This is a genomic window from Pandoraea terrigena (assembly GCF_902459705.1).
Taxonomy (GTDB): Bacteria; Pseudomonadota; Gammaproteobacteria; order Burkholderiales; family Burkholderiaceae; genus Pandoraea; species Pandoraea terrigena.
In genome coordinates this window covers 208,171-230,406 of the sequence record NZ_CABPRU010000002.1, presented here as the reverse complement: position 1 = coordinate 230,406, position 22,236 = coordinate 208,171, and the positions used below count along the sequence as shown (strand labels likewise).

Here is a 22,236-nt window from a genome sequence, read left to right as displayed (position 1 = left end):
TTCGCGCTCGTCAGGCCGGAAGATCGAAGGCCGCAGGGGTAACCCCCTGCGGCCTTCTTGCTTTCGCCGGTGCAGCCGTGCGCGCGGTGTGAGCGGATCGGTCGCCGATCAGCGAGTGCGGCGCGGTAATGCAGGGGAAAGCACTGTCGGGAGGGCTTTCGGCAGGGTGTCCGGGAAGTCTCGCGAGAAGTGCAGACCGCGACTTTCGTGGCGCGACAGGGCACTGTCGACGATCAGCGACGCGACGTCGACCAGGTTGCGTAATTCCAGCAGATCGCGGCTCACACGGAAGTTCGCGTAGTACTCGGTAATCTCCTCGCGCAGCAGGGCAATTCGATGCTGCGCCCGCTCCAGCCGTTTGGTCGTACGCACAATGCCGACGTAATTCCACATCATGCGACGCAGTTCGTCCCAGTTATGCGCGACGACGACTTCTTCGTCGGCATCCGAGACACGGCTTTCATCCCACGCGGGGACATCTGCTGGCGCGGGCGTCGTCGCTTCTTCTCGCTGGATATCTTCGGCAGTGGCCTTGCCGAGCACCAGGCATTCCAGCAACGAATTGCTGGCGAGACGGTTGGCACCATGCAGGCCGGTGTAGGTCGCTTCGCCGACGGCATAGAGTCCTGGCAGGTCCGTGCGGCCGCGCATGTCGGTGACGATGCCGCCGCACGTATAGTGCGCAGCCGGCACCACCGGAATCGGTTGCTTCGTGATGTCGATGCCCAGCTCGGCGCAGCGTGCCAGGATCGTGGGGAAGTGCTCTTGCAGAAATTCGGGACTTTGATGACTGATGTCGAGGTACACGCAGTCCAGGCCGTGCTTTTTCATCTCGAAGTCGATGGCTCGGGCCACGATGTCGCGCGGCGCCAGTTCGGCGCGCGGGTCGTGTTGCAGCATGAAGCGCGTGCCGTCCGGCAACACCAGGCGTCCGCCTTCACCACGCACGGCTTCCGTGATCAGGAAGGACTTGGCGTACGGATGATAAAGGCAGGTCGGGTGGAACTGGATGAACTCCATGTTCGCGATGCGGCAACCGGCACGCCAGGCCATCGCGATGCCGTCGCCAGTCGCGGTGTCGGGGTTGGTCGTGTAGAGATACACCTTTCCCGCACCGCCGGTGGCCAGCACCGTGTGGCGCGCCGTCATGGCGTGAACCTCGCCGGTGCCGAGATCCTGCACGTACAGGCCTTGGCAATGACGCCCGGCCGTCGGTGCCGCGTCGTCGCGGTCGGAGGTGATCAGATCGACTGCGAAGTGGTTTTCTAAGACGGTGATGTTCGGATGCTTGCGCACTCGCTCGGTGAGCGTGGCGATCACCGCGTGCCCGGTAGCGTCGGCCGCATGAATGATGCGACGATGACTGTGGCCGCCTTCGCGCGTCAGGTGGAAGCCTAGTTCGGCGGCGTCGTCGCGGGTGAAAGGCACGCCTTGCGCGATGAGCCATTCGATGGCTTCGCGGCTGTGTTCGACGATGAATCGCGTGGCGGCTTCGTCGCACAGGTCGGCGCCGGCAATGAGGGTGTCCGCGACATGCTCGTCGACGCTGTCGGTCGAGTCGAGCACGGCGGCGATACCGCCTTGCGCCCAGTCGCTGGCCCCTTCGGGCATGGGGCGTTTGGCGACCAGCGCCACACGGCAGGTTTGGGCCAGATGCAGGGCGACGGACTGGCCGGCGAGCCCACTGCCGACGATGACGACATCGAAATTCATGATACGCGCGCTCTCTGGAATCGACGCCACGGGCGTGGTGCGATTCTCGTGATGGGAAATGAGCCAGTATAGCGAGTCAATACGCGCGCGACATATGACCCTATGCGCACATCGGAGAAATTCTGTGTTGCGTAACTACGCATAGCGTAGCATTGCGAATTTCGGGACGCCCAAATGAAAAACCCCGCCTGGGGCGGGGTATCGAACGCAGCAGCGAACCGCTGCGAGAAAACCTGTTGATCTTATTTGATCTTGGTTTCCTTGTAGGCCACGTGCTTACGAGCCACCGGATCGAACTTGCTGATTTCCATCTTTTCCGGATGGGTACGCTTGTTCTTGGTGGTCGTGTAGAAATGACCCGTGCCAGCGGTCGATTCCAGCTTAATCTTGTCGCGAGCGCCTTTTGCCATGATGATCTCCTAAAACTTAGATGGCGCTGCGCGAACGCAGGTCCGCCAGAACAGCATCAATGCCGTTCTTATCGATCAGGCGCAGGCCGGCCTTCGAAATGCGCAGGCGCACAAAGCGGTTTTCGCTCTCAACCCAGAACCGGCGATTTTGCAAGTTCGGAAGAAAACGACGCTTGGTTTTGTTGTTGGCGTGGGAAACGTTGTTGCCGACCATCGGCGCTTTCCCGGTCACTTGACATACGCGTGCCATGAAGCACTCCTAACCCAGAATTCTGTGTAAAAAAAGGTGAGTCGAAAAGACAGACCGCGATGATACCACAAAAATCCCAGACAAATCAATCGCTTTCGAGATTTAGGACGCGAGTCCCTGGCGGGAAACGTCTGTCGGAGATTCGGGGAAGGGTCGGATTATAGCGCAAGCGCAGCGCGAACGCGACCCGGGTGCCAAAATTCTGGGCAAGTGTTGTACAGCGTCACAGATCGCCGTGCTCCGCGAGGGAGTAAACGCCGGCCCCGGCCACGATGAAATGGTCGAGAAGCCGGATTTCCAGCAGTGCCAGCGCGTCGCCCAACTGGCGGGTGAGTGCCAGATCGGCCGCGCTCGGGGTGGGCGTGCCGGACGGATGGTTGTGCGCAACGATGACGGCCGCGGCGTGGACGTCGAGCGCGGCGCGCACGATCTCGCGCGGATAGGCGCAGGTCTGCGTGAGCGTTCCCTCGAACATGACACGGGTGCTGATCAACCGGTGCGCGGCGTCAAGAAAGAGGCAGGCGAAGCGCTCGCGCGATCGATCCTGCAACGTGAGGCGCAGATAGTCGTGCACGCGGGCCGGGGAATCGAGCAGATTGCCGGACTGCATGCCTTCACCCAGCATGCGGCGCGCCACTTCGAGGGCCGCCTGAAATTGGAGGACCTTGGCCTGACCCAGCCCGGGAATTTGCCGCAACGTCTCGAACGGCGTGGCAAGCAGCCGCGTGAGCGATCCGCTTCGCGCCAGCAATTCGCGACCGAGATCGACGGCATTTCGCCCGTGCGAGCCCGTACGCAGCAGGATCGCGAGCAACTCGGCATCGGACAGGGCGCTGGCGCCGCGGGCCAGCATTTTTTCACGGGGACGCTCGGCGAGCGGCCATTGGGCGATGGACATGACGACTCCAGAGGCGGACACGGTCGCGCGCATGATCGCGGGTGTCACGAATCACAAACAGTACCGTCGACGGGAAAAAATCGAGGGCGCTTCGATGGGGAGCCGGACGCGCAACGCGCCGTCATTTACAATATTAGCTTGACCTTGCTGTGAGACCCCCATGAGTTCTGCCGTAACCCCTGTGGTTCAAGATGATTCCTATCTGACGCTCCACTACCGGATCGCCGCGCCCGACGGTGCGGACATTGTCAACACCTTTGAAGGTACGCCGGCGACGCTGCAGCTGGGTGGCGGCCAGATGGCGCCGACGCTGGAACAGGCGCTGCGGGGAATGACGGTGGGGGAGCGACGCCGGATCGACCTGGCGCCCGAAAACGCGTTCGGCCCGCGCAACCCGGAGCTGCTGCAACGCGTTTCGATGAAGACGCTGCAGGAAAACAGTAACTTCGGCGAAGCCTACAGCGTTGGCGATCTGGTCGAGTTCAACGCGCCGAGCGGCGGCCGCTACGCGGGCATCCTGCGTGAGTTGGGCGACGGCTGGGCCTTGTTCGACTTCAATCACCCGCTGGCCGGCCAGCCGATCGTGTTCGAAGTCCAGATTATCGGCATTCTGTAGGAATCGAAATGAGCGCCACCCAAGTCGTAGCACCGACCCTGTCGGATGCGGAAATCCTACTGGCTCAACCGCGCGGTTTTTGCGCGGGCGTCGACCGTGCAATCGAGATTGTCGAGCGCGCGCTCGCGATGTATGGCGCGCCGATTTACGTGCGCCATGAGATCGTGCACAACGCGTACGTCGTCGACAACCTGCGCAAGAAGGGCGCGATTTTCGTCGAAGCGCTGACCGACGTGCCAGCCGGCAACACGCTGATTTTCAGCGCCCACGGTGTGTCGCAGGCCGTGCGCGCCGAAGCGGAGGCGCGGGGTCTGCGCGTTTTCGACGCGACCTGCCCGCTCGTCACGAAGGTGCACGTCGAGGTTGCGAAGATGCGTAGCCAGGGGCTGGAGATCATCATGATCGGCCACAAGGGACATCCTGAAGTGGAAGGCACGATGGGCCAGTCGGGCGAGGGCATGTTCCTTGTCGAGACGATCGACGACGTGCTGGCACTACAGGTGGCAGACGAGGGCAAGCTCGCCTACGTGACGCAAACGACACTGTCCGTCGACGATGCCGCCGAGGTGATCAACGCGCTCAAGCAGCGCTTTCCATCGATTACCGAGCCGAAGAAGCAGGACATCTGTTACGCCACGCAGAATCGCCAGGATGCCGTGAAGTTCATGGCGCCGCAGTGCGACGTGGTGGTGGTGGTCGGCAGCCCGAACAGTTCCAACTCCAATCGCCTGCGCGAAGTGGCCGAGAAGATGGGCGTGCCCGCCTACATGATCGACGCGCCGGAGCAACTCAAGCCGGAATGGTTCGACGGCAAGCGCCGGATCGGCGTGACGGCGGGGGCGTCGGCCCCGGAAGTGCTGGCGCAATCGATCGTCTCGCGTCTGCGTGAGCTGGGCGTCAACCAGGTCAAGGTGCTCGACGGCGTGGAGGAGAATATTGCGTTTCCCCTTCCCAAGGGCCTTGCGCCGGTGATCGCCGGCTAAGCGCCATCATCGCAGCAGGACCGATCGGCCAGCGGTAACGCCGCGTGGCCGGCAAACCGGGTGCCGTACCGTACGGCCCCGGTTTTTTTATGCCTCGTTTCCCCTTCCTCTCCCCAAGCCTGTCCCCCAAGTCGGTGCACGTCGGTCCCCCCTGACGTAAGTTCGGCGTCACTCGCTGAATCGCCGGTCGCGTCACGGATTGGCTGTGCGGTATTGGCGCATTATCGAATCGGATTATGCAAAGAATCCGCGCGGCGGATTTTGTCATTTTTGATGTCTCGGTAGATAAAACCCCTTGCCTCAATTTGCAATTCAGTGAATGTTGAATTGGCGTGAAAATGAGGATTTGGCTTTCCGAAAGTCAATTATTTATTTATTCACTTAATTAGAGTTTGGGTTCAAAATTTTGTGGCACATAAATTGCTCATCTAGGTATTGCAATGGTGGGGCCCATGAATGGTGCAGCGGTTGCACCATGACGTCACCCGGGCAGGTACGCACGGGTATGTGAAACCTTTAACCAATCCAGGGTTGCGCTTTTGAAAAAATCGGGTTGCACAAGTCGGTATAAAACCTTAGGCCTCCATTATGGAAAACCCTGTGGCGGCGAGCATCGCATCCGCAAAGAATGGAGTTACAATGCGCGCGTTTCGCATACGAAACGTTGAATTGGCGTTACTGGCGTTATTTATCCGCCGACAATCTGGAGATAATCACATGCAACTCAAGTTCGCGAAGGTACTGCCCGTTGTTGCCGCAGTGACGCTGTTGGCGGCATGCGGTCAGAAGGAAGAAAAGCAGGCCGATTCGGGTGCCACTTCTGCACCCGCCGCGACGACTGCCGCCAGCGGGGGCGGCGATGCGGTTGTAGTCAAAATTGGTCACGTTGCGCCGCTGACGGGCCAAATTGCTCACTTGGGCAAAGATAACGAAAATGGTGCACGCCTCGCTATCGAGGAAGCCAACAAGGCGGGTCTGACCATCGACGGCAAGCCGGTCAAGCTCGAACTGCTGGCCGAAGATGACGCGGCCGATCCGAAGACCGCAACGCAGGTCGCCCAGAAGCTCGTCGACGAGAAGGTCGTTGCCGTGGTGGGCCACTTGAATTCGGGTACGACGATCCCGGCGTCGAAGATCTACAGCGATGCCGGCATCGTGCAGATCTCCCCGTCGGCCACCAACCCGGCGTACACCCAGCAGGGCTTCAAGACGGCCTATCGCGTGGTGGCCACCGACGCCCAGCAGGGCCCGGCACTGGCCAACTACGCCACCAAGGCATTGGGCGCCAAGTCGGTGGCCATCGTCGACGACGCGACGGCCTACGGCAAGGGCTTGGCCGACGAGTTCGAGAAGACCGCCAAGGCCAACGGCCTGAAGGTGCTCTCGCACGACGCGACCAACGACAAGGCCACGGACTTCCGCGCGATTCTGACGAAGATCAAGGGTGAGCGTCCGGACATCATTATGTACGGCGGTATGGATGCCACCGGCGGCCCGTTCGCCAAGCAGTCGAAGGAGCTGGGCATCGGTGCCAAGGTGCTGGCCGGCGACGGCGTGTGTACCGACAAGGTGGCCGAACTGGCCGGTGACGCCATCGACAACATCGTCTGCTCGGAAGCGGGCATGGCGCTGTCGAAGATGGAAGGCGGCGCGGACTTCGCGAAGCGTTATGAAGCCCGTTTCAACCAGCCGATCCAGATCTACGCCCCGTTCACGTATGACGCCGTCAACGTGATCATCGACGCCATGAAGCGTGCCAACTCGACCGATCCGGCCAAGATTTTGGCGGCCATGCCGGCCACCGACTACAAGGGCGTGATTGGCCACATCGCCTTCGACAGCAAGGGCGACATGAAGGAGCCGGTGATCACGCTCTACAACTACAAGGACAAGAAGAAGAGCGTGCTTGACGTGGTGAAGATGTAACTCTAGGGCGCTTGCGCCATGAAACGGCACCGCTGCCTACCCGTTCGGTGCCGTTCCTATATCTGCGGAACGACGCCGTGCCTGCATGACGGGCACGGCCCCCCCTCCTGACACAGGATTACGCCTCATTACCCGCAGTCCTCTCGACCCCCTCGCGCGCCCGATCGGGCAAGCGTGTCGAGAGCCCGTTCTCGGGACAAGGAGTTAGCTTCATGGATATCTTTATCCAACAAATCTTGAACGGCCTCGTGCTTGGCAGCGTCTACGCGATCATTGCACTGGGCTATACGATGGTTTATGGCATTCTGGGCATCATCAATTTCGCCCACGCCGATGTGATGATGATCGGCGCGATGGTCGCGCTCTCCACCATCAACCTGTTGTTGAAAATCGCGCCGGACATGAACCCGGCGCTCATGCTGGCCATTGCCACGCTCGTGTGTATGCCCGTGTGTGCCTTGACCAACTTCGTGATCGAGCGGGTGGCCTACCGGCCGTTGCGCAATGCGCCGCGCCTGGCGCCGCTGATCACCGCCATCGGTGTGTCGCTGCTCCTGCAGACGATCGCCATGCTGATCTGGTCGCGTAACCCCCTCTCGTTCCCGCAACTGCTGCCTACCGACGCCATGACCGTGATCCCGCAGCACGGTAACCAGATCGGCGCCGTGACCAACGGCACCGGTGTCGTGATCGTGGTCGTTGCCTTCCTCGTGATGTTCGGACTCACGCAGCTCGTGAACCGTACCAAGCTCGGCCGCGCCATGCGGGCGACCGCGGAAAATCGCAACGTCGCGGGCCTCATGGGGGTGAACCCCAACTTCGTGATCTCCGCAACGTTCGCGCTGGGCGGTGGACTCGCAGCGCTCGCGGGCGTGATGATGGCGTCGAACTACGGTAACGTGCACTTCTACATGGGCTTCATTCCCGGGATGAAAGCGTTCACGGCGGCGGTGCTCGGCGGTATTGGCAACCTGCAGGGCGCGATGGTCGGCGGTGTGCTGCTCGGCCTGATCGAGGCGCTTGGCGCTGGGTATATCGGGGATCTGACCGGCGGTGTGTTCGGCAGTAACTATCAGGACGTGTTCGCTTTCGTGGTCCTGATCGCGGTGCTCGTGTTCCGTCCGAGCGGTTTGCTCGGCGAGCGCGTGGCGGATCGTGCATAAGCGGGGAGAAACGACATCATGAATCAACCCGTGCAAACCTCCGCCGGCGCAGCGACGCCCCTCACCGAGGCGGCAGCCGCCCGCAAAGCCTATCGCGGCCTCGCGTTCTTCCTCATCGCGGCGATTGTCGCGCCGGTACTCGTCGGCTACGCCGGCGGCAACTACTGGGTGCGCGTGCTCGACTTCGCGCTGCTGTACATCATGCTCGCGCTGGGCCTGAACATCGTGGTGGGCTTCGCCGGCCTGCTCGACCTGGGCTACATCGCGTTCTATGCCGTGGGCGCGTACGTCACTGCCTTCCTCAGTTCGCCTCACCTCACGCTCCATTTTGCGTGGATCGCGCATCTGTTCCCTGGTGGGCTGCATGTGCCGGTGTGGTTCACGATTCCGATCGGGGCAGCGGTCGCCGCCACCTTCGGCATCCTGCTCGGTGCGCCGACGCTGCGTCTGCGTGGCGACTACCTGGCCATCGTGACGTTGGGATTCGGTGAGATCATCCGCATCTTCATGAACAACCTGGACCGGCCGGTGAACATCACCAATGGCCCGAAGGGGATCACCGGCATCGAGCCCGCATCGTTTGCTGGCTTCGATTTCTCGAAGGCGCACAACATCTTCGGGATCCAGGTCAACTCGGTGTACATGTACTACTACCTGTTCGTGTTCCTGGCGTTGCTCATTGCGTTCATCTGCGTGCGGTTGCAGCACTCGCGCATCGGACGTGCCTGGGTGGCCATCCGTGAAGATGAAATCGCCGCCAAGGCGATGGGTATCAATACGCGCAACATCAAGTTGCTCGCGTTTGCCATGGGCGCGTCGTTCGGCGGTGTGGCCGGCGGCATGTTCTCGGCGTTCCAGGGCTTCGTCTCGCCCGAGTCGTTCACCTTCTGGGAGTCGATCATTGTGCTCTCGATGGTGGTGCTCGGCGGCATGGGCCACATTCCGGGCGTGATCCTGGGCGGTATCCTGCTCTCGGCCTTCCCGGAAATCCTGCGCTCGACCATGGGCCCGTTGCAGACGAGCCTGTTTGGCAGCGTCATCGTCGATCCCGAAGTGATCCGGCAATTGCTGTACGGTCTGGCCATGATCCTGATCATGCTGTACCGTCCGGCCGGCCTGTGGCCGTCGCCGCGTCCAGAAGAGCGGACACTGTAAGTTGAGGGAGATGACCTGACTATGAGCGAACAAATTCTTCTGTCCGTCAAGGGCGTGAACAAGCGCTTCGGCGGTCTGCAGGCCCTCACCGATGTGGGCCTGGAGATCAAGCCGGGGCAAATCTATGGGCTGATCGGCCCGAACGGTGCTGGCAAGACCACGTTCTTCAATGTGATCACCGGCCTCTATACGCCGGACTCGGGCGAGTTCAGGCTCGACGGCTCGACCTACAAGCCGACCGCCGTGCACGAAGTGGCGAAGGCGGGGATTGCCCGCACGTTCCAGAACATTCGCCTGTTCGGCGGCATGACCGTGGTCGAGAACGTGATGGTCGGCCGCCACGTGCGAACCAAGATGGGCGTGATCGGCGCGATCGTTCGTTACCCGCGCGCGAGGGCCGAGGAGCGCGCCATTCGCGATCGCGCGATGGAACTGCTCGAGTACGTGGGCGTGGCGAAGTATGCCAACTACACGGCGGCGAACCTCTCGTACGGCCACCAGCGCCGTCTGGAGATCGCGCGTGCGTTGGCGACCGATCCCAAGCTGCTCGCGCTCGACGAGCCGGCCGCCGGCATGAATGCAACCGAGAAGGTCGAGTTGCGTGGCTTGCTCGACAAGATCCGTAGCGACGGCAGGACGATCCTGCTCATCGAGCACGACGTGAAGCTGGTGATGGGCTTGTGCAACCGCATGACGGTGCTGGATTACGGCAAGGTGATTGCCGAGGGTTTGCCGCAGGATGTGCAAAAAAATCCGGCGGTGATTGAAGCGTATCTGGGTTCGGGAGGCCATTGATGAGCGCAATGTTGACGATCAAGGGCCTGAAAGTCGCTTACGGCGGGATCAAGGCAGTCAAGGGAATCGACTTGAGCATCGAGCCGGGCGAACTGGTCACGCTTATCGGCGCGAACGGGGCGGGCAAGACGACCACGATGAAGGCGATCACCGGTCTGCTGCCGTGGGCCGATGGCGACATCGAGTATCTGGGCAAGTCGATTCGTGGCGTGAAGGCGTTCGATCTGCTCAAGAAGGGGCTCGCGATGGTGCCGGAAGGGCGGGGCATTTTCACGCGCATGACCATTCTCGAGAACATGCAGATGGGCGCCTATCTCCGCAACGACACCGCGGGGATCAAGCGGGACGTCGACAAGATGTTCGGCATCTTCCCGCGTTTGCAGGAGCGTCGTGACCAACTCGCGGGCACGCTCTCGGGCGGTGAGCAGCAGATGCTCGCCATGGCGCGCGCGCTCATGAGTCAGCCCAAGCTGCTGCTGCTCGACGAGCCGTCGATGGGGCTCTCGCCGATCATGGTCGAGAAGATCTTCGAGGTGGTGCGCACGGTGTCGGGCGAGGGGGTGACGGTGCTGCTCGTGGAGCAGAACGCGCGTCTGGCGCTGCAAGCCGCGCACCGAGGCTACGTGATGGACAGCGGTCTGGTCACCATGACCGGTAACGCGAAAGACATGCTCGACGATCCGAAGGTGCGCGCCGCGTATCTCGGGGAATAAACGGGCATGAGCGTCCGGCGCAAGCCGGACGAAGTGCGAAGGGTCGCGAAGGGCGCCGCAGGCAACTCCGGCGCCCTTCGTGTTTTCCGTCGTTTCGCGCCGAGCGCTATTCTTGCCACGGGCGTTCCGCGCATCGCCGTCTGGCCGGGTGGCCGGGCTACAGCGGTGTCGCCAGTGTCGTCCCCTGTGCGAGCGGCAGCCGTTTGCCGAGGCTTACGACATCGTCGGTGGCATAGCCGTGCGCGGTGTAGAACGCCAGTGCTTCGCGCGACTGCGTGAGTACTTGCAGATTGAGCTTGAGACAGCCTCGCTCGGCCAGCACGCACTCGGCGTGGCGCAGCAGGGCGCTCGCCACGCCGCGACGTCGCAGCGCCCGCGCCACCGCCAGGGAATAGACCCAGCCACGATGACCGTCATACCCGGCCATGACCGTGCCCACGATTTGACGGTCGCACGCGGCAACGAAGAACAACCCGTCACGCAGCGCGACCTTGTTGGCGATCGAACGGCGTGGCTCACGATGCGGTTTGTCGGCCGCGAGGTATTCGGGAAATGCTTCGCACCAGAGCGCGAGCACGGCGTCGGTATCCGCGTCGTCGAAACAGCGGATGCGAACGTTGTCGGACGTGGCGATCATGGTGCGTCCTGTCGCCCGGTGTAGATGTCGGGCCGGTGGATCTGCATCATCTTGTTCACGGGGTCGAGCGGTTCGAACCCATAACGGGCGTAAAGGCCCGCCGCGTCGGTGGTGGCGAGCAGGAAGCGTCGCAGCCCTTGCAAGGCGGGATGCGCGAGCACGTTCTCGCAAAGGCGCTTGCCGATACCGAACCCGCGCATTGACGGATCGACGAAGACGTCGGCCAGATACGCGAACGTTGCGCGATCGGTAATCACGCGGGCGAAGCCGACCTGACGCGCAGCGCCCCCTTCGACTTGTGTGGCATAGGCACCGAAGCACAGCGAGTGGGCGATGGCGCGCATCAGCGTGACGCGCGGGATGTCCTTCGCCCAATACGTTTGCGTCGAGAGCGCATGATGGATGAAGCCGATGTCGAGCCGTGCCGGATCGGACGAGATGTCGACGATGGCATCGGCGGGCGGTATTGGATGTCCGTGACTCAGATCGTGCATTGCGCGTGTCTCCTGTGCGATAGGGGCGCGCCACGCTGCCCGAGTGGTTCCGGGCATGCCGCAGCGCGCATCGAACCGATGCGTTAAGCGTGTCGGGCAAGCAGCGTGTCGAGCATCGACAGCATCTGGTCGATCTCGTCGCGGCTCACGTTCAGGGCGGGCATGAAGCGCAGCAGGTTCGGACGCGCCGAGTTGAGCAGCAGCCCGTCGGGCGCCATCTCACGTGCGGCGTCCACCAGTTGCGGGCCGATGTCGCGACCGAGCCGCAATGCACGCAGCAGGCCGGCGCCGCGCTCGCCCTCGCCACCGTAGCGCGATGACAGGTGTTGCAATCCGGCGCTCAGGTAGTCGGCCTGCGCGCGCACGAATTCGAGGAAGCCCGGTGCACTGACGGTGCGCATGACCGCGAGGCCGACGGCGCACATGAGCGGATTGCCGTTGTACGTGCCGCCCTGGTCGCCCGGCTGGAAGACGGCGAATGCGTCGTCGCAGAGCATCGCCGCGAGCGGCACGCCGCCGCCAATGCCTTTGCCGAGCGTCATGATGTCGGGCACGATGCCGGCCTGCTGATGCGCGAAGAGGGTGCCGGTACGTCCGCAGCCGGTTTGCACTTCATCCACGATCAGCAGGAGTCCGCGCGATTTCGTGAGAACGCGCAGTTCCTTCAGAAATGTGTCGGTGGCCGGCACGACACCGGCTTCGCCTTGAATCGGTTCGAGCATCACGGCGACGGTGTCGGGACCGATGAGGGCTTCGACGGAGGCGAGATTGTTCAGTTCGGCCTTCGGGAAGCCCGGCACCTGCGGGGCAAAGATCGTGTCCCAGCCGGGCTTGCCGCTCGCCGACATGGTGGCGAGCGTGCGGCCATGGAAGGCGTCCTTGAACGTGATGATCTCGAAGCGCGCGCCGCCCGACGGATTCGGATGCAGTTGCCCCCACTTGCGTGCAAGCTTGATCGCGCTCTCGTTCGCCTCGGCGCCGCTGTTCGCGAAGAAGACCTTGCCGAGCCCCGAGCGCGTGGCGAGCAGGTCGGCCAACTCGATCATCGGCACGTTGTAGTACGCGGGGCTCGGATTGAGCAACAAGCCGCTTTGCGTCGCGAGCGCGTCGCGCATCACCGGATGGCAATGGCCGAGGCTGTTGACGGCCCAGCCCTGGATGAAGTCGAGATATCGCTTGCCTTCGTGGTCATACAGCCAGCCGCCCTTGCCGCGCGTGAAGACGATCTCCGGGCGCGACGTGATGGGCAGCAACGCCTGGGTCGGAAATTCCGTGAACCTGGCGTGGCGGGCCGCCTTGGGCGCAGTGGGTGCAGGGGGGGCGGACGGGTTGGCAAGCGACATGACGGTCTCCGAAGGACAAGGGTGGGCGAGACGGAAGCATAAAAAAAGCCACGGGGGTTGCCCGTGGCTTCGCTTTGCTTGAGAACTTGTGAGTTATCGCAGTCGATAGCGTGCCGCGCGGCATCCCGGTTGGGGCAGCGTACGGCGACGTCGGATCGAGGCGATGGCAATCAGGTTCATGTCGGCAAGCATAAGTCGGCGACGCGGCGCTTGTCAAAGGGTACGGCCGCACTGTGGCGCGCGCGCCGCGTGGCCTCGCGGCGGCATCGTTCGATCGGCTCGGTTCACTGACCGCCGCCCGGGTTGTCGGCCTCGGTGGTGAACGCATCGGCGAAGAATGCCGCTTCGGGCAGGTGGTGATGCGCGATAAAGTCGCGGCGTGCCGATTCCACCATCACGGGGGCCCCGCAGGCGTAGACCTCGTAGTTCGACAGGTCAGGCAGGTCCTCCACCACGGCGCGATGGACGAACCCGGTGCGGCCTTGCCACTGGTCTTCGGGCGCGGCTTCGGAGAGCACCGGCACGAACGTGAAGCCGGGAATCTCGCGTGCCCACTGCTCGGCCAGTTCGCGCAGGTAGATGTCCTTCAACTGTCGTGCACCCCAGTACAGCGTCATGGGCCGTTCGAGTTCCTTGTGCGCAGCATGCTCGACGATGGCCTTGATCGGCGCGAAACCCGTGCCCGACGCGAGCAGCACGATCGGCTTGTCGGTGTCTTCACGCAGGAAGAATGTGCCCAGCGGTCCTTCGAATCGCAGGATTTCGCGTTCCTTCATCTGATGGAACACATGGTCGGTGAACACGCCGCCGGGCATGTGACGCAAGTGAAGCTCGAGGGAGCCCTCTTCGTGCGGCGCGGTCGCCATCGAGTAGCTGCGACGCTTGCCGTCTTTCAGGATGAACTCGATGTACTGTCCGGCGAGATACTGGAAACGTTCGTTGGCGGGCAATTGCAGGCGCATGATGATGACGTCGTCGGCACGGCGCTCCAACGCGTTCACGCGGCACGGCAGGCGTTTGACCGGGATGTCGCCAATGCCTTTGACTTCGCGGGATTCGATGACGAGGTCGCCCTTGGCGTGGGCGCAGCAAAGCAGTGCGAAACCGCGCGTCTCGTCGTCTTTCGAGAGTGCGGAGCTGGAATGCGCGCCGTGCTCGACGCTCCCCTCGACCAGCTTGGCCTTGCAGGAACCGCAACCGCCGTTCTTGCAGCCGTAAGGCAGGCCGACGCCCTGGCGCAGCGCTGCGCTGAGCACGGCCTCGCCGTCTTCGACCTGGAACTCGCGCCCGCTCGGCACGAGGGTAACGTTGTAAGCCATACTACAATCCGAGAAATGAATAATTCGTCAAAACGCTTCGGTCGTCCGCGCCTGCTGGTAGTGGGCTGCGGCGACGTCGGCATGCGTGCGCTGCCGGCCCTCGTCAAACGCTTTCGCGTCTTTGCCGTCACGTCGAGCGATGCGCGTCATGCGGCATTGCGCGCGACGGGGGCCGTGCCCGTTGTCGCCAACCTGGACGACGCGGCAAGCCTGCATCGCATCGGCCGTCTGGCGCCGCGAGTGCTGCACCTGGCGCCGCCTGCCGGGGTCGCCGGCAGCGGCACCCAGGACCGGCGTACCCGTCGTTTGCGCGCGGCACTTGCCCGGCCGCCGAAGCCCATCATTGTACCCGAGGGAGGGCGGCGTGCCTTGTCGTGGCTGCCTCAAGCGCCGCGTCGCATTCTCGTATATGCGAGCACGAGCGGCGTCTATGGCGACTGCGGCGGCGCCTATGTGGACGAAACCCGCGCACCGCGGCCGCGTTCGCCGCGCGGCCAGCGTCGTGTGGACGCGGAGCGCACGGTGCGCACGCTCGGCAGGCCATCGACGCACGCCCATCGCGTGCATCGTGTGCTGGCCGCCGGCCCGGCGCGCGCCCACGCGGCGTCGATGAGCGCCGCGCGCGCCGCCTGGCGTTTCACCGAGCATGCGCGCGTGCCGTGGCGAACAACGCTCGTGCGCATTCCGGGGATTTACGCGGCGGATCGTCTTCCGGTCTTGCGTCTGCGCAAAGGCACGCCGGCGTTGCAGGCGTCCGACGACGTCTTCACCAACCATATTCATGCCGACGATCTCGCCGCGATCCTGGTGCGTGCGATGTGGCGCGGCAAGCCGCAGCGGATCGTGCACGCGAGCGACGACACTGAGTGGCGCATGGGCGAGTATTTCGATCATGTGGCCGACGCCCTGGCGCTGCCCCGGCCGCCGCGTATTTCGCGGGATGAAGCTCGGCGCGTGCTGGAGCCGACGCTGTTGTCGTTCATGTCGGAGTCTCGCCGGCTCGCCAACACGCGACTCAAGCGCGAACTAGGCTATCGATTGCGGTATCCCGACGTGGCGGCACTGCTCGCCACGCTGTCCTTGCGCAACCACAACGCCGTCGCCGACTTGACCGCCGACCCCACCATGAAACACTCGACCGATGGTCCCTTACCGGTTGCGGAAAGTGGTGCGGTCGTGACGATGGGTGTCGCCGCGCTGCCTAACAAGCCCGACAGCGTGTAGCTCATCGAGAGGCGCTCTGGTTCCTTTCGGAGATGGGGGGAGCACGAGCCTGACCGGGGGGGGGCGTCAGTGCCGTCAACAAGCGGATCGCGGAATCGAAGCATTCAATGACGAAGCGCGAGCGCGATGTGGCGATACGCATCGGCCAGTCGGTCCGATTCGGTCGTGGCGGGTTCGGCTGGCGCAGGGCAGTCGACAATGGCCGCGGAAATGTGGAGAAACGGATCGCGATCGAAGTTGTGTCGCGTTGCTGCCACGCCGGTGCCTGCCGCCGGCCCTGGGAGCGCGCCAGACGGGGCGCCCGGGGTGCGGTGGGCGGCGGCGATCAGGACGACACGCGTCACCCACGTGCGCGCGGCACGACTGCACAGTGTGAAGATTGCGCGGCCCCTGTTTGTCTGCCGTCCCCCTCCCGGGTCACGCGAAAACACCGCAGTAAGGATGTGCGTGCGACAACGCGAATATAATTGCGGTCTATATCGCCTAACGTCTGCGAAATTCTGGATTATTGTCGGCTCGCCTCGTCGCCATGGCGGTCCTGGATGTCGACGAACCTTTCCAATGCTTTCTGAAATAAGGATTGGACGCCATTCTATAAGATGCTTCGGTCAACACCAGCCTGGACGGACGCGCACACTGCGGTGTATGTCGACACCAAGGGAGCACACATCATGTCTACAGGCATTGGCGCGCCGGGGTCGGCGCTACATCGCGCCTGGCGTTTGCCGGGGCAGGGACCTGCCGCGACGCTCGGCACGCGCCGCGCGTCGTCGACGCCGGAGCGATTCACGAATGCGCTGCGCGCACTGTCCAGTACGCCGACACCGCCCGCTGTGACGCAAGACAGTGCCGTGACACTGTCGCCGCGCGCGAGCGCACGGCGACAACCTTAAATTACCGAGAAAATTTCATGAGTCTGCATGTTCTGCTGGTCGACGACGATCCCGTCGTTCGCGACCTCTTGCGCGAATTGCTGCATGCCAACGGCATGCAGGTCTCGGTGCTGCACAACGGGGCGTCGCTGCTGCGCCGGCTCGAACTCGAGCGGCCGTCGGTGATTCTGCTCGACATCATGATGCCGGAACGCGACGGCCTGCGTGCGTTGCAGGACCTTCGCGCGGCCGGTGAAGACATTCCGGTGATCATGCTCTCCGCGCGCGGCGGCCCGCTCGACCGGGCGCTCGGGCTGGAACTGGGCGCGGACGACTATCTGGCCAAGCCGTTCGATCCGCGTGAGTTGCTCGCCCGTATTCACGCCGTGCTGCGTCGTCGCGGGCCGGTTGCGGCCAGCGCGCCCGACGTGCGCGCGCCGTATCGCTTTGGTCCGTTTGAACTCGACTACTCGCTTCGCACGTTGCAGCACGAAGGCGAGCGTCTGCCGTTGCGCGATACCGAGTTCGCCATGCTCAAGGCCTTCACGCAGCACCCGATGCAGGTGCTTCCGCGCGTCAAGCTCCATGCCATGCTCTATGGCGACGGCATCACGTTTCGCGATCGCAGCCTGGACGTGCCGGTGTGGCGTCTGCGTCGACTCATCGAAGCCGATCCGTCCGAGCCGCGCTATATCCAGACGATTCGCAGCAAGGGGTACGTGTTCGTGCCGGGGGGCGAATTGTCCGAGGGCGCGGCATCCGACGCGCGAGAGCCGTCCGGGACAGGTGGCGCGCGTGAGCACAAAGACGGGCTGGCGTTGGCCTCGCCCGTGCCGGCGGTCAAGCGTACGGTGCGCGGCTGGCGCGAGTCTGCGGCGTGAAACTGCGTTGGCTGCTGCACGACTCGCTCTTCGCGCGCATGGCGGGGCTGGGCATTGCCGTCTTGCTGGTGATGCATCTCGTATGGAGTGCGCTGGTCTTCTACCAGCGTCCGCGTCAGCAGGTGGACGGGTTCGCGCGCGGCCTGCTCATCGCGATCCAGAGCGTTGATCAACGCGCCGTGGCCCCCGGCAGCCTGACGCCGCCGCAGGGCCTGCGCCGCGTGCCACTGGCCGACGCCCCGGCGTTTGCCGATCGCGTAGACGACGAACGCGCCGCGCGCCTGCGCCAGGAACTGCTTTCGCGATTGCCGGCAGGTACGCAATTGCATCTGGTCGATGAGCGCATGCGCGGGAGCTTGTGGGTTTTGCTGCCGCAACGCAGCGAGTGGATCGTCATCGAGCTCGACTTGCCGCCGATGCCCCCCTTCGTGCGCGAGACCGTGGGCATTCTGATCGGCGCGGTGTTGCTGGCGTTGCTGGTGGCCTGGCAGATGCAGCGGCCGATCGCGCGCGTGGCGCAGGCCGCGCGAGTGATTGCGCGTGGACGGCGTCCGGCCCTGCTGCCCGAGCAAGGGCCGCATGAGTTGCGCGACCTCACGCACGCCTTCAACGACATGGCCAAGCGCCTGGCCGAAGCCGAGGACAACCAGGCGATCATGCTCGCAGGCATTGCCCATGATCTGAAGTCACCGCTCACGCGCCTGCGGCTTCGCGCCGATATGGTAGACAGCGACAGCTCACGCGACGGGTTCGTGCGCGATATCGCGTCCATCGACCACATCGTCCAGCAGTTTCTGGCCTACGCACGCGACGAGGCCGACACGAGTCCGCTCGTAGGCGTCGATGCGTTCCTGCGCGAACAATTTCCCGTGGGCGAGGGCGTGCACGATGATGCAACGGCGGCATTGAGCGCGGCAGCACCTAACGTGTTGGACGCGTCCATGTCATCAAGCGAGTTGTGTGGGCTGAACGAATCGAGCGAGAGTGCCACGCTGTTCGCCAGTCAGTTGTGCGCAGGTCCGGCTTTCAGGTTGCCGCGCACGCTGCTCGACCGGGTGATGATGAATCTCGTCGACAACGCGCTTGAGCACGGCGAACCGCCCGTGCGCCTGGCGACGTGGTGCGAGGGCGCTGTGGGATATATCGAAGTGAGCGACTGCGGGGCGGGGATTCCGGACGATCAGGTAGCCCTGGCGATGCGTCCGTTCGTGCGGCTCGATCCCTCGCGCGGCGGCGAAGGTCATTGCGGACTGGGGCTGTCGCTGGTTGCGCGCCTGGTCGAGGGGCTGGGCGGCACCGTGCGTCTGGGGACGTCGCCGGACGGCGGGCTTCGCGTCACGCTGCGCTTGCCGGTCACGCCGGCGTCCGGGCTTTCGGGCGCCTGAGGTGGCATGGGCGGTTCGGTACATGCGGATCGTGCCAGCATGCCAGCTTGAACCGCCGTGATTCGCACCGTGTCAGTAAATCTCCGGCACGCTCATTTCATCCGGCACCGGGTGACGCATATAGTCTTCGCTGCGGGCACGCTCGGGCAATACCACTGACGAGCGCTCCACGTCGTGATATGGCACTTGCGCGAGCAGGTGGTGCATGCAATTCAGGCGCGCGCGCTTCTTGTCGTCGGCCTGCACGACCCACCAGGGGGCTTCCGAAATGTGGGTGCGCTCGAGCATCACTTCCTTGGCGCGCGTGTAGCTTTCCCAGCGACGGCGGCTCTCCAGGTCCATCGGGCTGAGCTTCCATTGCTTGAGCGGATCCTGGATCCGCGCAAGGAAGCGCGCCTCTTGTTCGTCGTCAGAGATCGAGAACCAGTACTTCACGATCTGAATACCGCTGCGAACGAGCATCTTCTCGAACTCGGGCACCGAGCGAAAGAACTCTTCATATTCGCTCTCGGTGCAGAACCCCATGACGTGTTCCACGCCCGCGCGGTTATACCAGCTGCGGTCGAACAGCACGATTTCGCCGGCGGCTGGCAGATGCTGAACGTAACGCTGGAAATACCATTGCGTGCGTTCGCGGTCGTTAGGGGCGGGCAGGGCGGCCACGCGGCACACGCGGGGGTTGAGCCGTTGCGTGATGCGCTTGATCGCGCCGCCCTTGCCGGCCGCATCGCGGCCTTCGAAGATCACCACGAGCCGGTGGCGGCTGCGGATCACCCAGTCCTGCAACTTGACGAGTTCGCCCTGCAGGCGAAACAGTTCGCGGAAATAGTTCAGGCGGTCGCTGCGAGCGGCGTCGGTCAGGTCGTTCAGGCCGGGCAGACGAAGATCGTCGATCTCCATTTCGATCTCTTCGTCGTAGCTGTCGATCAGGTCATCCTGGAGACGACGCGCAAGCGAGGTGTCGCGGTCGGCGTCGGAATCGAATTGGGTCATGGCGACGATCTCTTACGGACCAAAAAATACGGAAAACACCCGTGTGGCACGGGTGACGGCAGGCGGATGCGCAGCGTATTGCCGCGGACAGGGCGCACCGCGGGTGAGCCAAAGTCTGCGACGATTTTATGACACTGGCATGGCGTTGACGAATACTATGCGGCGGAGTTCCAGTCCAGCCCCGCCCGGTGGGCGAAAGCGACGCCGTCAGAGGAGGGGGCGGGCTGGGGGGATTTGTCACAAAAATGCAATATGACAGCGGCATGATGACAAGCCCGTCCGCGCTGCGGCGCGGTTCACGTCATTGCCCACGTTTGCCCACACACCGCCCGCATGTTCGCCGACTTGGTCCACAACGCATATGGCTGCGATCAGGCGGGTCTGATCTACGGCTATCGATTCATCGACGGCGCCTCGCCCGAACCCATCGATTCGCACGAGGCGCTGGCGTGGCTGGCGCAAGGCGAGCGTGCGCAGGGTTTTCTCTGGCTGCATTTCAACTTCGCGCATGCCGCGTGCGAGCGGTGGTTGCAACAACATCTGCGTCTGCCGGACGAGTTCTATGAGCATCTGGGCGAAGGCTCGCGCTCCACGCGCATCGAGCATTCCGACGACTGGCTGTTGGCGGTCATCAATGATGTGATCTTCGCCTTCGACATCGCGCAGTCGGAGATTTCAACGCTGCGCGTCGCCGCCAATGCAAGGCTGCTGGTTACCGGCCGGGTGAAGCCGTTGCGATCCATCGACAAGTTGCGGGCTTCGGTCAAACGCGGCGAAGTGTTTCGTTCGCCGCTGGCCCTGCTGGTGCATCTGCTGCGCGATCAGGCGGATGTGCTCGAGCGCATTGCGCGCGAGACAAGCGCACGCGTGGATACCGTCGAGGACCGGTTGTTGCAGCAGCGTATCGAAAGCAATCGCGCCGACCTGGGGTCGTTGCGCCGCGTGCTCGTGCGCTTGCAGCGGTTGCTGGCGCCGGAGCCGGCGGCGCTCTTTCGTCTGCTGAGTCGCCCGCCTGTCTGGGGACATGTCGAGGATGTGCAGGAATTTCGTCAGGCAACCGAAGAGTTCGCCGTCGTGCTCAATGACTTGTCGGCGTTGCTGGAGCGCATCAAGTTGCTGCAGGAAGAGATCGCGGCGATGGTCAGTGAGCGCACCGAGCGCACAATCTACACGCTCACTGTCGTGACTGTGCTCGCCTTGCCCATCAACATCGTGGCGGGCTTCTTCGGCATGAACGTGGGCGGCATCCCGCTCGCCAATCACCCGCATGGCTTTTGGGTCCTGGTCGCCATCGTGGCCACGGGGACCGCCGCCGCTGGCGGATGGGCGTTTCGGCGGCGTCCGGATTGACGGCGTCAAGCCGGATGACGCCGCCGCGACAGGCGGGTCAGTTCCCGCCCGGTGAGGCCTGGATCATCTTCCACCCGTTGCCGGCCGGGTCGCGAAAGCCAGCGTCGACGCTGCCATAGCGTTCGACCGGCGCCTGGGTGAATTCGACGCCCAGGGCTTTCAGCCGTGCATGGCTATCCCGGCAGTCGGATACGTGAAGGACCAGTGGCGGCATGGCGCCCTTGGCGACCATCGCCCGCAAGGTTTGCGCGGTCGCCTCGTCATGGATCGGCGGGCCAGGGGTGAACAAGCCGAGCTGGAACGAGGGCTGGTCCGGATGCTGGACCGTCAGCCATCGGTACGGCCCATTGCGCACGTCCGTGTGGACGCGGAATCCGAGTTTATCGACGTAGAAGGCAAGCGCTTCATCCTGGTCGTCGACGTATACGCCTACCACTTGTATCCCTGGGTTCATATGACCTCCTTGGTTGATGGCGGGACTGTACCCTCGGCCGCGCGACGGCGCTTCTCCAAAACTGCGATCTTGAGATCGGGTCGCTGCGCCGCTTTCAGGACACAGGCGGGAACACGCGCCAGGCAATGGGGCGTGGCGGCCCGCGCCGCCTGCCGCACGGCGCTCGGGCTTTGTCCGTTGATGTCGCGAAAGATGCGGCCAAACGTGCCCACACTCTCCCAGCCGGTGGCGAAGGCAATGTCGGTGATGCTGAGGTCGGTGTCTCGCAGCAGGGCGTTGGCCTGCTCGATGCGCCGCGTCAGCAGGTACCGATGCGGTGGAATGCCGAAGGCCCGCTTGAACGAGCGGGCGAAATGGGCTTCGGAGGCGCCGCTGACCGCGGCCAGCCGCCTGACCGGCCACGCCTCGTGCGAGGCGGCGTCCATGTGGTCTTTGGCACGGAGCAGACGTCGCAGCAAGGCCGGGTCTTCCAGCGGCGCGGCATCGGTCGATTCGGCGCCGGGCACGGGGGGCGAGGCAGGCAACGGATCACGACGGCATTCGCGAGGGGCCATGGTTTCCAACGACGCACATGAGATCCGCCCAGTTTAGGCGTAACACGGGGCGCGGTATAGCGATGCGCTCGACGACCGTCCCTCCGACCCTGGAGACGATCGCCCCGC

At 63.6% G+C, this 22,236-nt stretch carries 24 protein-coding genes; 12 read left to right on the top strand and 12 right to left on the bottom strand.

Annotated features, from left to right (window positions below):
* Positions 1-108 precede the first annotated feature (108 nt).
* The 4 genes from nadB to radC all read right to left on the bottom strand — a co-directional run bounded on the left by nadB (position 109) and on the right by radC (position 3,271).
* Positions 109-1,713, bottom strand: coding sequence for an L-aspartate oxidase (nadB, locus tag PTE31013_RS05280; protein ID WP_150611782.1), 1,605 nt, complete (start codon positions 1,711-1,713; stop codon positions 109-111).
* Between the two features lie 242 nt (positions 1,714-1,955).
* Positions 1,956-2,123, bottom strand: a complete 168-nt coding sequence (rpmG, locus tag PTE31013_RS05275) for a 50S ribosomal protein L33 (RefSeq protein ID WP_017232785.1) — start codon at positions 2,121-2,123, stop codon at positions 1,956-1,958.
* 16 nt (positions 2,124-2,139) lie between these two features.
* The gene (gene rpmB / locus PTE31013_RS05270) at positions 2,140-2,373 is read right to left on the bottom strand and encodes a 50S ribosomal protein L28 (RefSeq protein WP_150587582.1); all 234 of its coding nucleotides are present in this window, start codon (positions 2,371-2,373) and stop codon (positions 2,140-2,142) included.
* A gap of 223 nt (positions 2,374-2,596) precedes the next feature.
* Complete coding sequence (radC, locus tag PTE31013_RS05265; RefSeq protein ID WP_150611781.1) at positions 2,597-3,271, bottom strand: RadC family protein; 675 nt, start codon at positions 3,269-3,271, stop codon at positions 2,597-2,599.
* A 160-nt stretch (positions 3,272-3,431) separates the two neighbouring features.
* Between radC and PTE31013_RS05260 the strand changes: the two genes are divergently transcribed.
* The 7 genes from PTE31013_RS05260 to PTE31013_RS05230 all read left to right on the top strand — a co-directional run bounded on the left by PTE31013_RS05260 (position 3,432) and on the right by PTE31013_RS05230 (position 10,622).
* Entirely contained in the window at positions 3,432-3,887 is a 456-nt protein-coding gene (locus PTE31013_RS05260) for an FKBP-type peptidyl-prolyl cis-trans isomerase (protein WP_150611780.1), read from the top strand.
* A gap of 8 nt (positions 3,888-3,895) precedes the next feature.
* Positions 3,896-4,870, top strand: a complete 975-nt coding sequence (ispH, locus tag PTE31013_RS05255) for a 4-hydroxy-3-methylbut-2-enyl diphosphate reductase (RefSeq protein WP_150611779.1) — start codon at positions 3,896-3,898, stop codon at positions 4,868-4,870.
* A 717-nt stretch (positions 4,871-5,587) separates the two neighbouring features.
* On the top strand, positions 5,588-6,796 hold the full coding sequence (locus PTE31013_RS05250; RefSeq protein WP_150611778.1) for a branched-chain amino acid ABC transporter substrate-binding protein: 1,209 nt from the start codon (positions 5,588-5,590) through the stop codon (positions 6,794-6,796).
* 212 nt (positions 6,797-7,008) lie between these two features.
* Positions 7,009-7,959, top strand: coding sequence for a branched-chain amino acid ABC transporter permease (locus PTE31013_RS05245; RefSeq protein ID WP_150611777.1), 951 nt, complete (start codon positions 7,009-7,011; stop codon positions 7,957-7,959).
* Between the two features lie 18 nt (positions 7,960-7,977).
* Positions 7,978-9,114, top strand: a complete 1,137-nt coding sequence (locus PTE31013_RS05240; protein ID WP_174978438.1) for an ABC transporter permease subunit — start codon at positions 7,978-7,980, stop codon at positions 9,112-9,114.
* 21 nt (positions 9,115-9,135) lie between these two features.
* Positions 9,136-9,909: an ABC transporter ATP-binding protein gene (locus tag PTE31013_RS05235; protein WP_150611776.1), complete on the top strand. Its 774-nt coding sequence runs from the start codon at positions 9,136-9,138 to the stop codon at positions 9,907-9,909.
* A complete protein-coding gene (locus PTE31013_RS05230; RefSeq protein ID WP_425495538.1) occupies positions 9,909-10,622 on the top strand; it encodes an ABC transporter ATP-binding protein in 714 nt (237 codons plus the stop codon). Before PTE31013_RS05235 ends, PTE31013_RS05230 begins: the two co-directional genes overlap by 1 nt.
* A gap of 157 nt (positions 10,623-10,779) precedes the next feature.
* Here the strand turns inward: PTE31013_RS05230 and PTE31013_RS05225 are convergent, their stop codons facing one another.
* The 4 genes from PTE31013_RS05225 to PTE31013_RS05210 all read right to left on the bottom strand — a co-directional run bounded on the left by PTE31013_RS05225 (position 10,780) and on the right by PTE31013_RS05210 (position 14,415).
* Complete coding sequence (locus PTE31013_RS05225; protein WP_150611774.1) at positions 10,780-11,259, bottom strand: GNAT family acetyltransferase; 480 nt, start codon at positions 11,257-11,259, stop codon at positions 10,780-10,782.
* Entirely contained in the window at positions 11,256-11,753 is a 498-nt protein-coding gene (locus PTE31013_RS05220; protein WP_150611773.1) for a GNAT family N-acetyltransferase, read from the bottom strand. The genes PTE31013_RS05225 and PTE31013_RS05220 overlap by 4 nt, the downstream gene beginning before the upstream one ends.
* 83 nt (positions 11,754-11,836) lie before the next feature.
* Entirely contained in the window at positions 11,837-13,096 is a 1,260-nt protein-coding gene (locus PTE31013_RS05215; protein ID WP_150611772.1) for an acetylornithine transaminase, read from the bottom strand.
* 284 nt (positions 13,097-13,380) lie between these two features.
* Positions 13,381-14,415 (bottom strand): CDP-6-deoxy-delta-3,4-glucoseen reductase, encoded by a 1,035-nt coding sequence (locus PTE31013_RS05210; protein ID WP_150611771.1) that lies wholly within the window; start codon positions 14,413-14,415, stop codon positions 13,381-13,383.
* Between the two features lie 15 nt (positions 14,416-14,430).
* On the opposite strand from PTE31013_RS05210, the gene PTE31013_RS05205 reads away from it, so the two are divergent.
* The gene (locus PTE31013_RS05205; protein ID WP_246173904.1) at positions 14,431-15,639 is read left to right on the top strand and encodes a Rossmann-fold NAD(P)-binding domain-containing protein; all 1,209 of its coding nucleotides are present in this window, start codon (positions 14,431-14,433) and stop codon (positions 15,637-15,639) included.
* Positions 15,640-15,743: 104 nt separating this feature from the next.
* Here the strand turns inward: PTE31013_RS05205 and PTE31013_RS24720 are convergent, their stop codons facing one another.
* The gene (locus PTE31013_RS24720; protein WP_174978437.1) at positions 15,744-15,896 is read right to left on the bottom strand and encodes a hypothetical protein; all 153 of its coding nucleotides are present in this window, start codon (positions 15,894-15,896) and stop codon (positions 15,744-15,746) included.
* Positions 15,897-16,310: 414 nt separating this feature from the next.
* On the opposite strand from PTE31013_RS24720, the gene PTE31013_RS05195 reads away from it, so the two are divergent.
* Genes PTE31013_RS05195 through PTE31013_RS05185 form a run of 3 tightly spaced genes read left to right on the top strand, consistent with a single transcriptional unit; the run spans position 16,311 to position 18,777 of the window.
* Positions 16,311-16,532 carry a hypothetical protein gene (locus PTE31013_RS05195; protein WP_150611770.1) on the top strand — a complete coding sequence of 74 codons (222 nt, stop codon included), beginning with the start codon at positions 16,311-16,313 and terminating at the stop codon, positions 16,530-16,532.
* Between the two features lie 17 nt (positions 16,533-16,549).
* Entirely contained in the window at positions 16,550-17,392 is an 843-nt protein-coding gene (locus tag PTE31013_RS05190; RefSeq protein ID WP_150611769.1) for a response regulator, read from the top strand.
* Positions 17,389-18,777: an ATP-binding protein gene (locus tag PTE31013_RS05185; protein ID WP_246173903.1), complete on the top strand. Its 1,389-nt coding sequence runs from the start codon at positions 17,389-17,391 to the stop codon at positions 18,775-18,777. Before PTE31013_RS05190 ends, PTE31013_RS05185 begins: the two co-directional genes overlap by 4 nt.
* Before the next feature lie 72 nt (positions 18,778-18,849).
* Here PTE31013_RS05185 and ppk2 read toward each other — a convergent pair whose 3' ends face one another.
* The gene (ppk2, locus tag PTE31013_RS05180) at positions 18,850-19,770 is read right to left on the bottom strand and encodes a polyphosphate kinase 2 (RefSeq protein ID WP_150611768.1); all 921 of its coding nucleotides are present in this window, start codon (positions 19,768-19,770) and stop codon (positions 18,850-18,852) included.
* 333 nt (positions 19,771-20,103) lie between these two features.
* Between ppk2 and PTE31013_RS05175 the strand changes: the two genes are divergently transcribed.
* Positions 20,104-21,120 carry a transporter gene (locus PTE31013_RS05175; RefSeq protein WP_150611767.1) on the top strand — a complete coding sequence of 339 codons (1,017 nt, stop codon included), beginning with the start codon at positions 20,104-20,106 and terminating at the stop codon, positions 21,118-21,120.
* Between the two features lie 37 nt (positions 21,121-21,157).
* Here PTE31013_RS05175 and PTE31013_RS05170 read toward each other — a convergent pair whose 3' ends face one another.
* Both PTE31013_RS05170 and PTE31013_RS05165 read right to left on the bottom strand, forming a co-directional pair.
* Positions 21,158-21,574 (bottom strand): VOC family protein, encoded by a 417-nt coding sequence (locus tag PTE31013_RS05170; RefSeq protein ID WP_150611766.1) that lies wholly within the window; start codon positions 21,572-21,574, stop codon positions 21,158-21,160.
* Positions 21,571-22,128: a helix-turn-helix domain-containing protein gene (locus PTE31013_RS05165; protein ID WP_150611765.1), complete on the bottom strand. Its 558-nt coding sequence runs from the start codon at positions 22,126-22,128 to the stop codon at positions 21,571-21,573. Before PTE31013_RS05165 ends, PTE31013_RS05170 begins: the two co-directional genes overlap by 4 nt.
* Positions 22,129-22,236 lie beyond the last annotated feature (108 nt).

Coding starts and splice junctions, on each gene's coding strand:
- nadB (WP_150611782.1), bottom strand. CDS start 1,713: ATGAATTTCGATGTCGTCATCGTCGGCAGTGGGCTCGCCGGCCAGTCC.
- rpmG (WP_017232785.1), bottom strand. CDS start 2,123: ATGGCAAAAGGCGCTCGCGACAAGATTAAGCTGGAATCGACCGCTGGC.
- rpmB (WP_150587582.1), bottom strand. CDS start 2,373: ATGGCACGCGTATGTCAAGTGACCGGGAAAGCGCCGATGGTCGGCAAC.
- radC (WP_150611781.1), bottom strand. CDS start 3,271: ATGTCCATCGCCCAATGGCCGCTCGCCGAGCGTCCCCGTGAAAAAATG.
- PTE31013_RS05260 (WP_150611780.1), top strand. CDS start 3,432: ATGAGTTCTGCCGTAACCCCTGTGGTTCAAGATGATTCCTATCTGACG.
- ispH (WP_150611779.1), top strand. CDS start 3,896: ATGAGCGCCACCCAAGTCGTAGCACCGACCCTGTCGGATGCGGAAATC.
- PTE31013_RS05250 (WP_150611778.1), top strand. CDS start 5,588: ATGCAACTCAAGTTCGCGAAGGTACTGCCCGTTGTTGCCGCAGTGACG.
- PTE31013_RS05245 (WP_150611777.1), top strand. CDS start 7,009: ATGGATATCTTTATCCAACAAATCTTGAACGGCCTCGTGCTTGGCAGC.
- PTE31013_RS05240 (WP_174978438.1), top strand. CDS start 7,978: ATGAATCAACCCGTGCAAACCTCCGCCGGCGCAGCGACGCCCCTCACC.
- PTE31013_RS05235 (WP_150611776.1), top strand. CDS start 9,136: ATGAGCGAACAAATTCTTCTGTCCGTCAAGGGCGTGAACAAGCGCTTC.
- PTE31013_RS05230 (WP_425495538.1), top strand. CDS start 9,909: ATGAGCGCAATGTTGACGATCAAGGGCCTGAAAGTCGCTTACGGCGGG.
- PTE31013_RS05225 (WP_150611774.1), bottom strand. CDS start 11,259: ATGATCGCCACGTCCGACAACGTTCGCATCCGCTGTTTCGACGACGCG.
- PTE31013_RS05220 (WP_150611773.1), bottom strand. CDS start 11,753: ATGCACGATCTGAGTCACGGACATCCAATACCGCCCGCCGATGCCATC.
- PTE31013_RS05215 (WP_150611772.1), bottom strand. CDS start 13,096: ATGTCGCTTGCCAACCCGTCCGCCCCCCCTGCACCCACTGCGCCCAAG.
- PTE31013_RS05210 (WP_150611771.1), bottom strand. CDS start 14,415: ATGGCTTACAACGTTACCCTCGTGCCGAGCGGGCGCGAGTTCCAGGTC.
- PTE31013_RS05205 (WP_246173904.1), top strand. CDS start 14,431: ATGAATAATTCGTCAAAACGCTTCGGTCGTCCGCGCCTGCTGGTAGTG.
- PTE31013_RS05195 (WP_150611770.1), top strand. CDS start 16,311: ATGTCTACAGGCATTGGCGCGCCGGGGTCGGCGCTACATCGCGCCTGG.
- PTE31013_RS05190 (WP_150611769.1), top strand. CDS start 16,550: ATGAGTCTGCATGTTCTGCTGGTCGACGACGATCCCGTCGTTCGCGAC.
- ppk2 (WP_150611768.1), bottom strand. CDS start 19,770: ATGACCCAATTCGATTCCGACGCCGACCGCGACACCTCGCTTGCGCGT.
- PTE31013_RS05175 (WP_150611767.1), top strand. CDS start 20,104: ATGTTCGCCGACTTGGTCCACAACGCATATGGCTGCGATCAGGCGGGT.
- PTE31013_RS05170 (WP_150611766.1), bottom strand. CDS start 21,574: ATGAACCCAGGGATACAAGTGGTAGGCGTATACGTCGACGACCAGGAT.
- PTE31013_RS05165 (WP_150611765.1), bottom strand. CDS start 22,128: ATGGCCCCTCGCGAATGCCGTCGTGATCCGTTGCCTGCCTCGCCCCCC.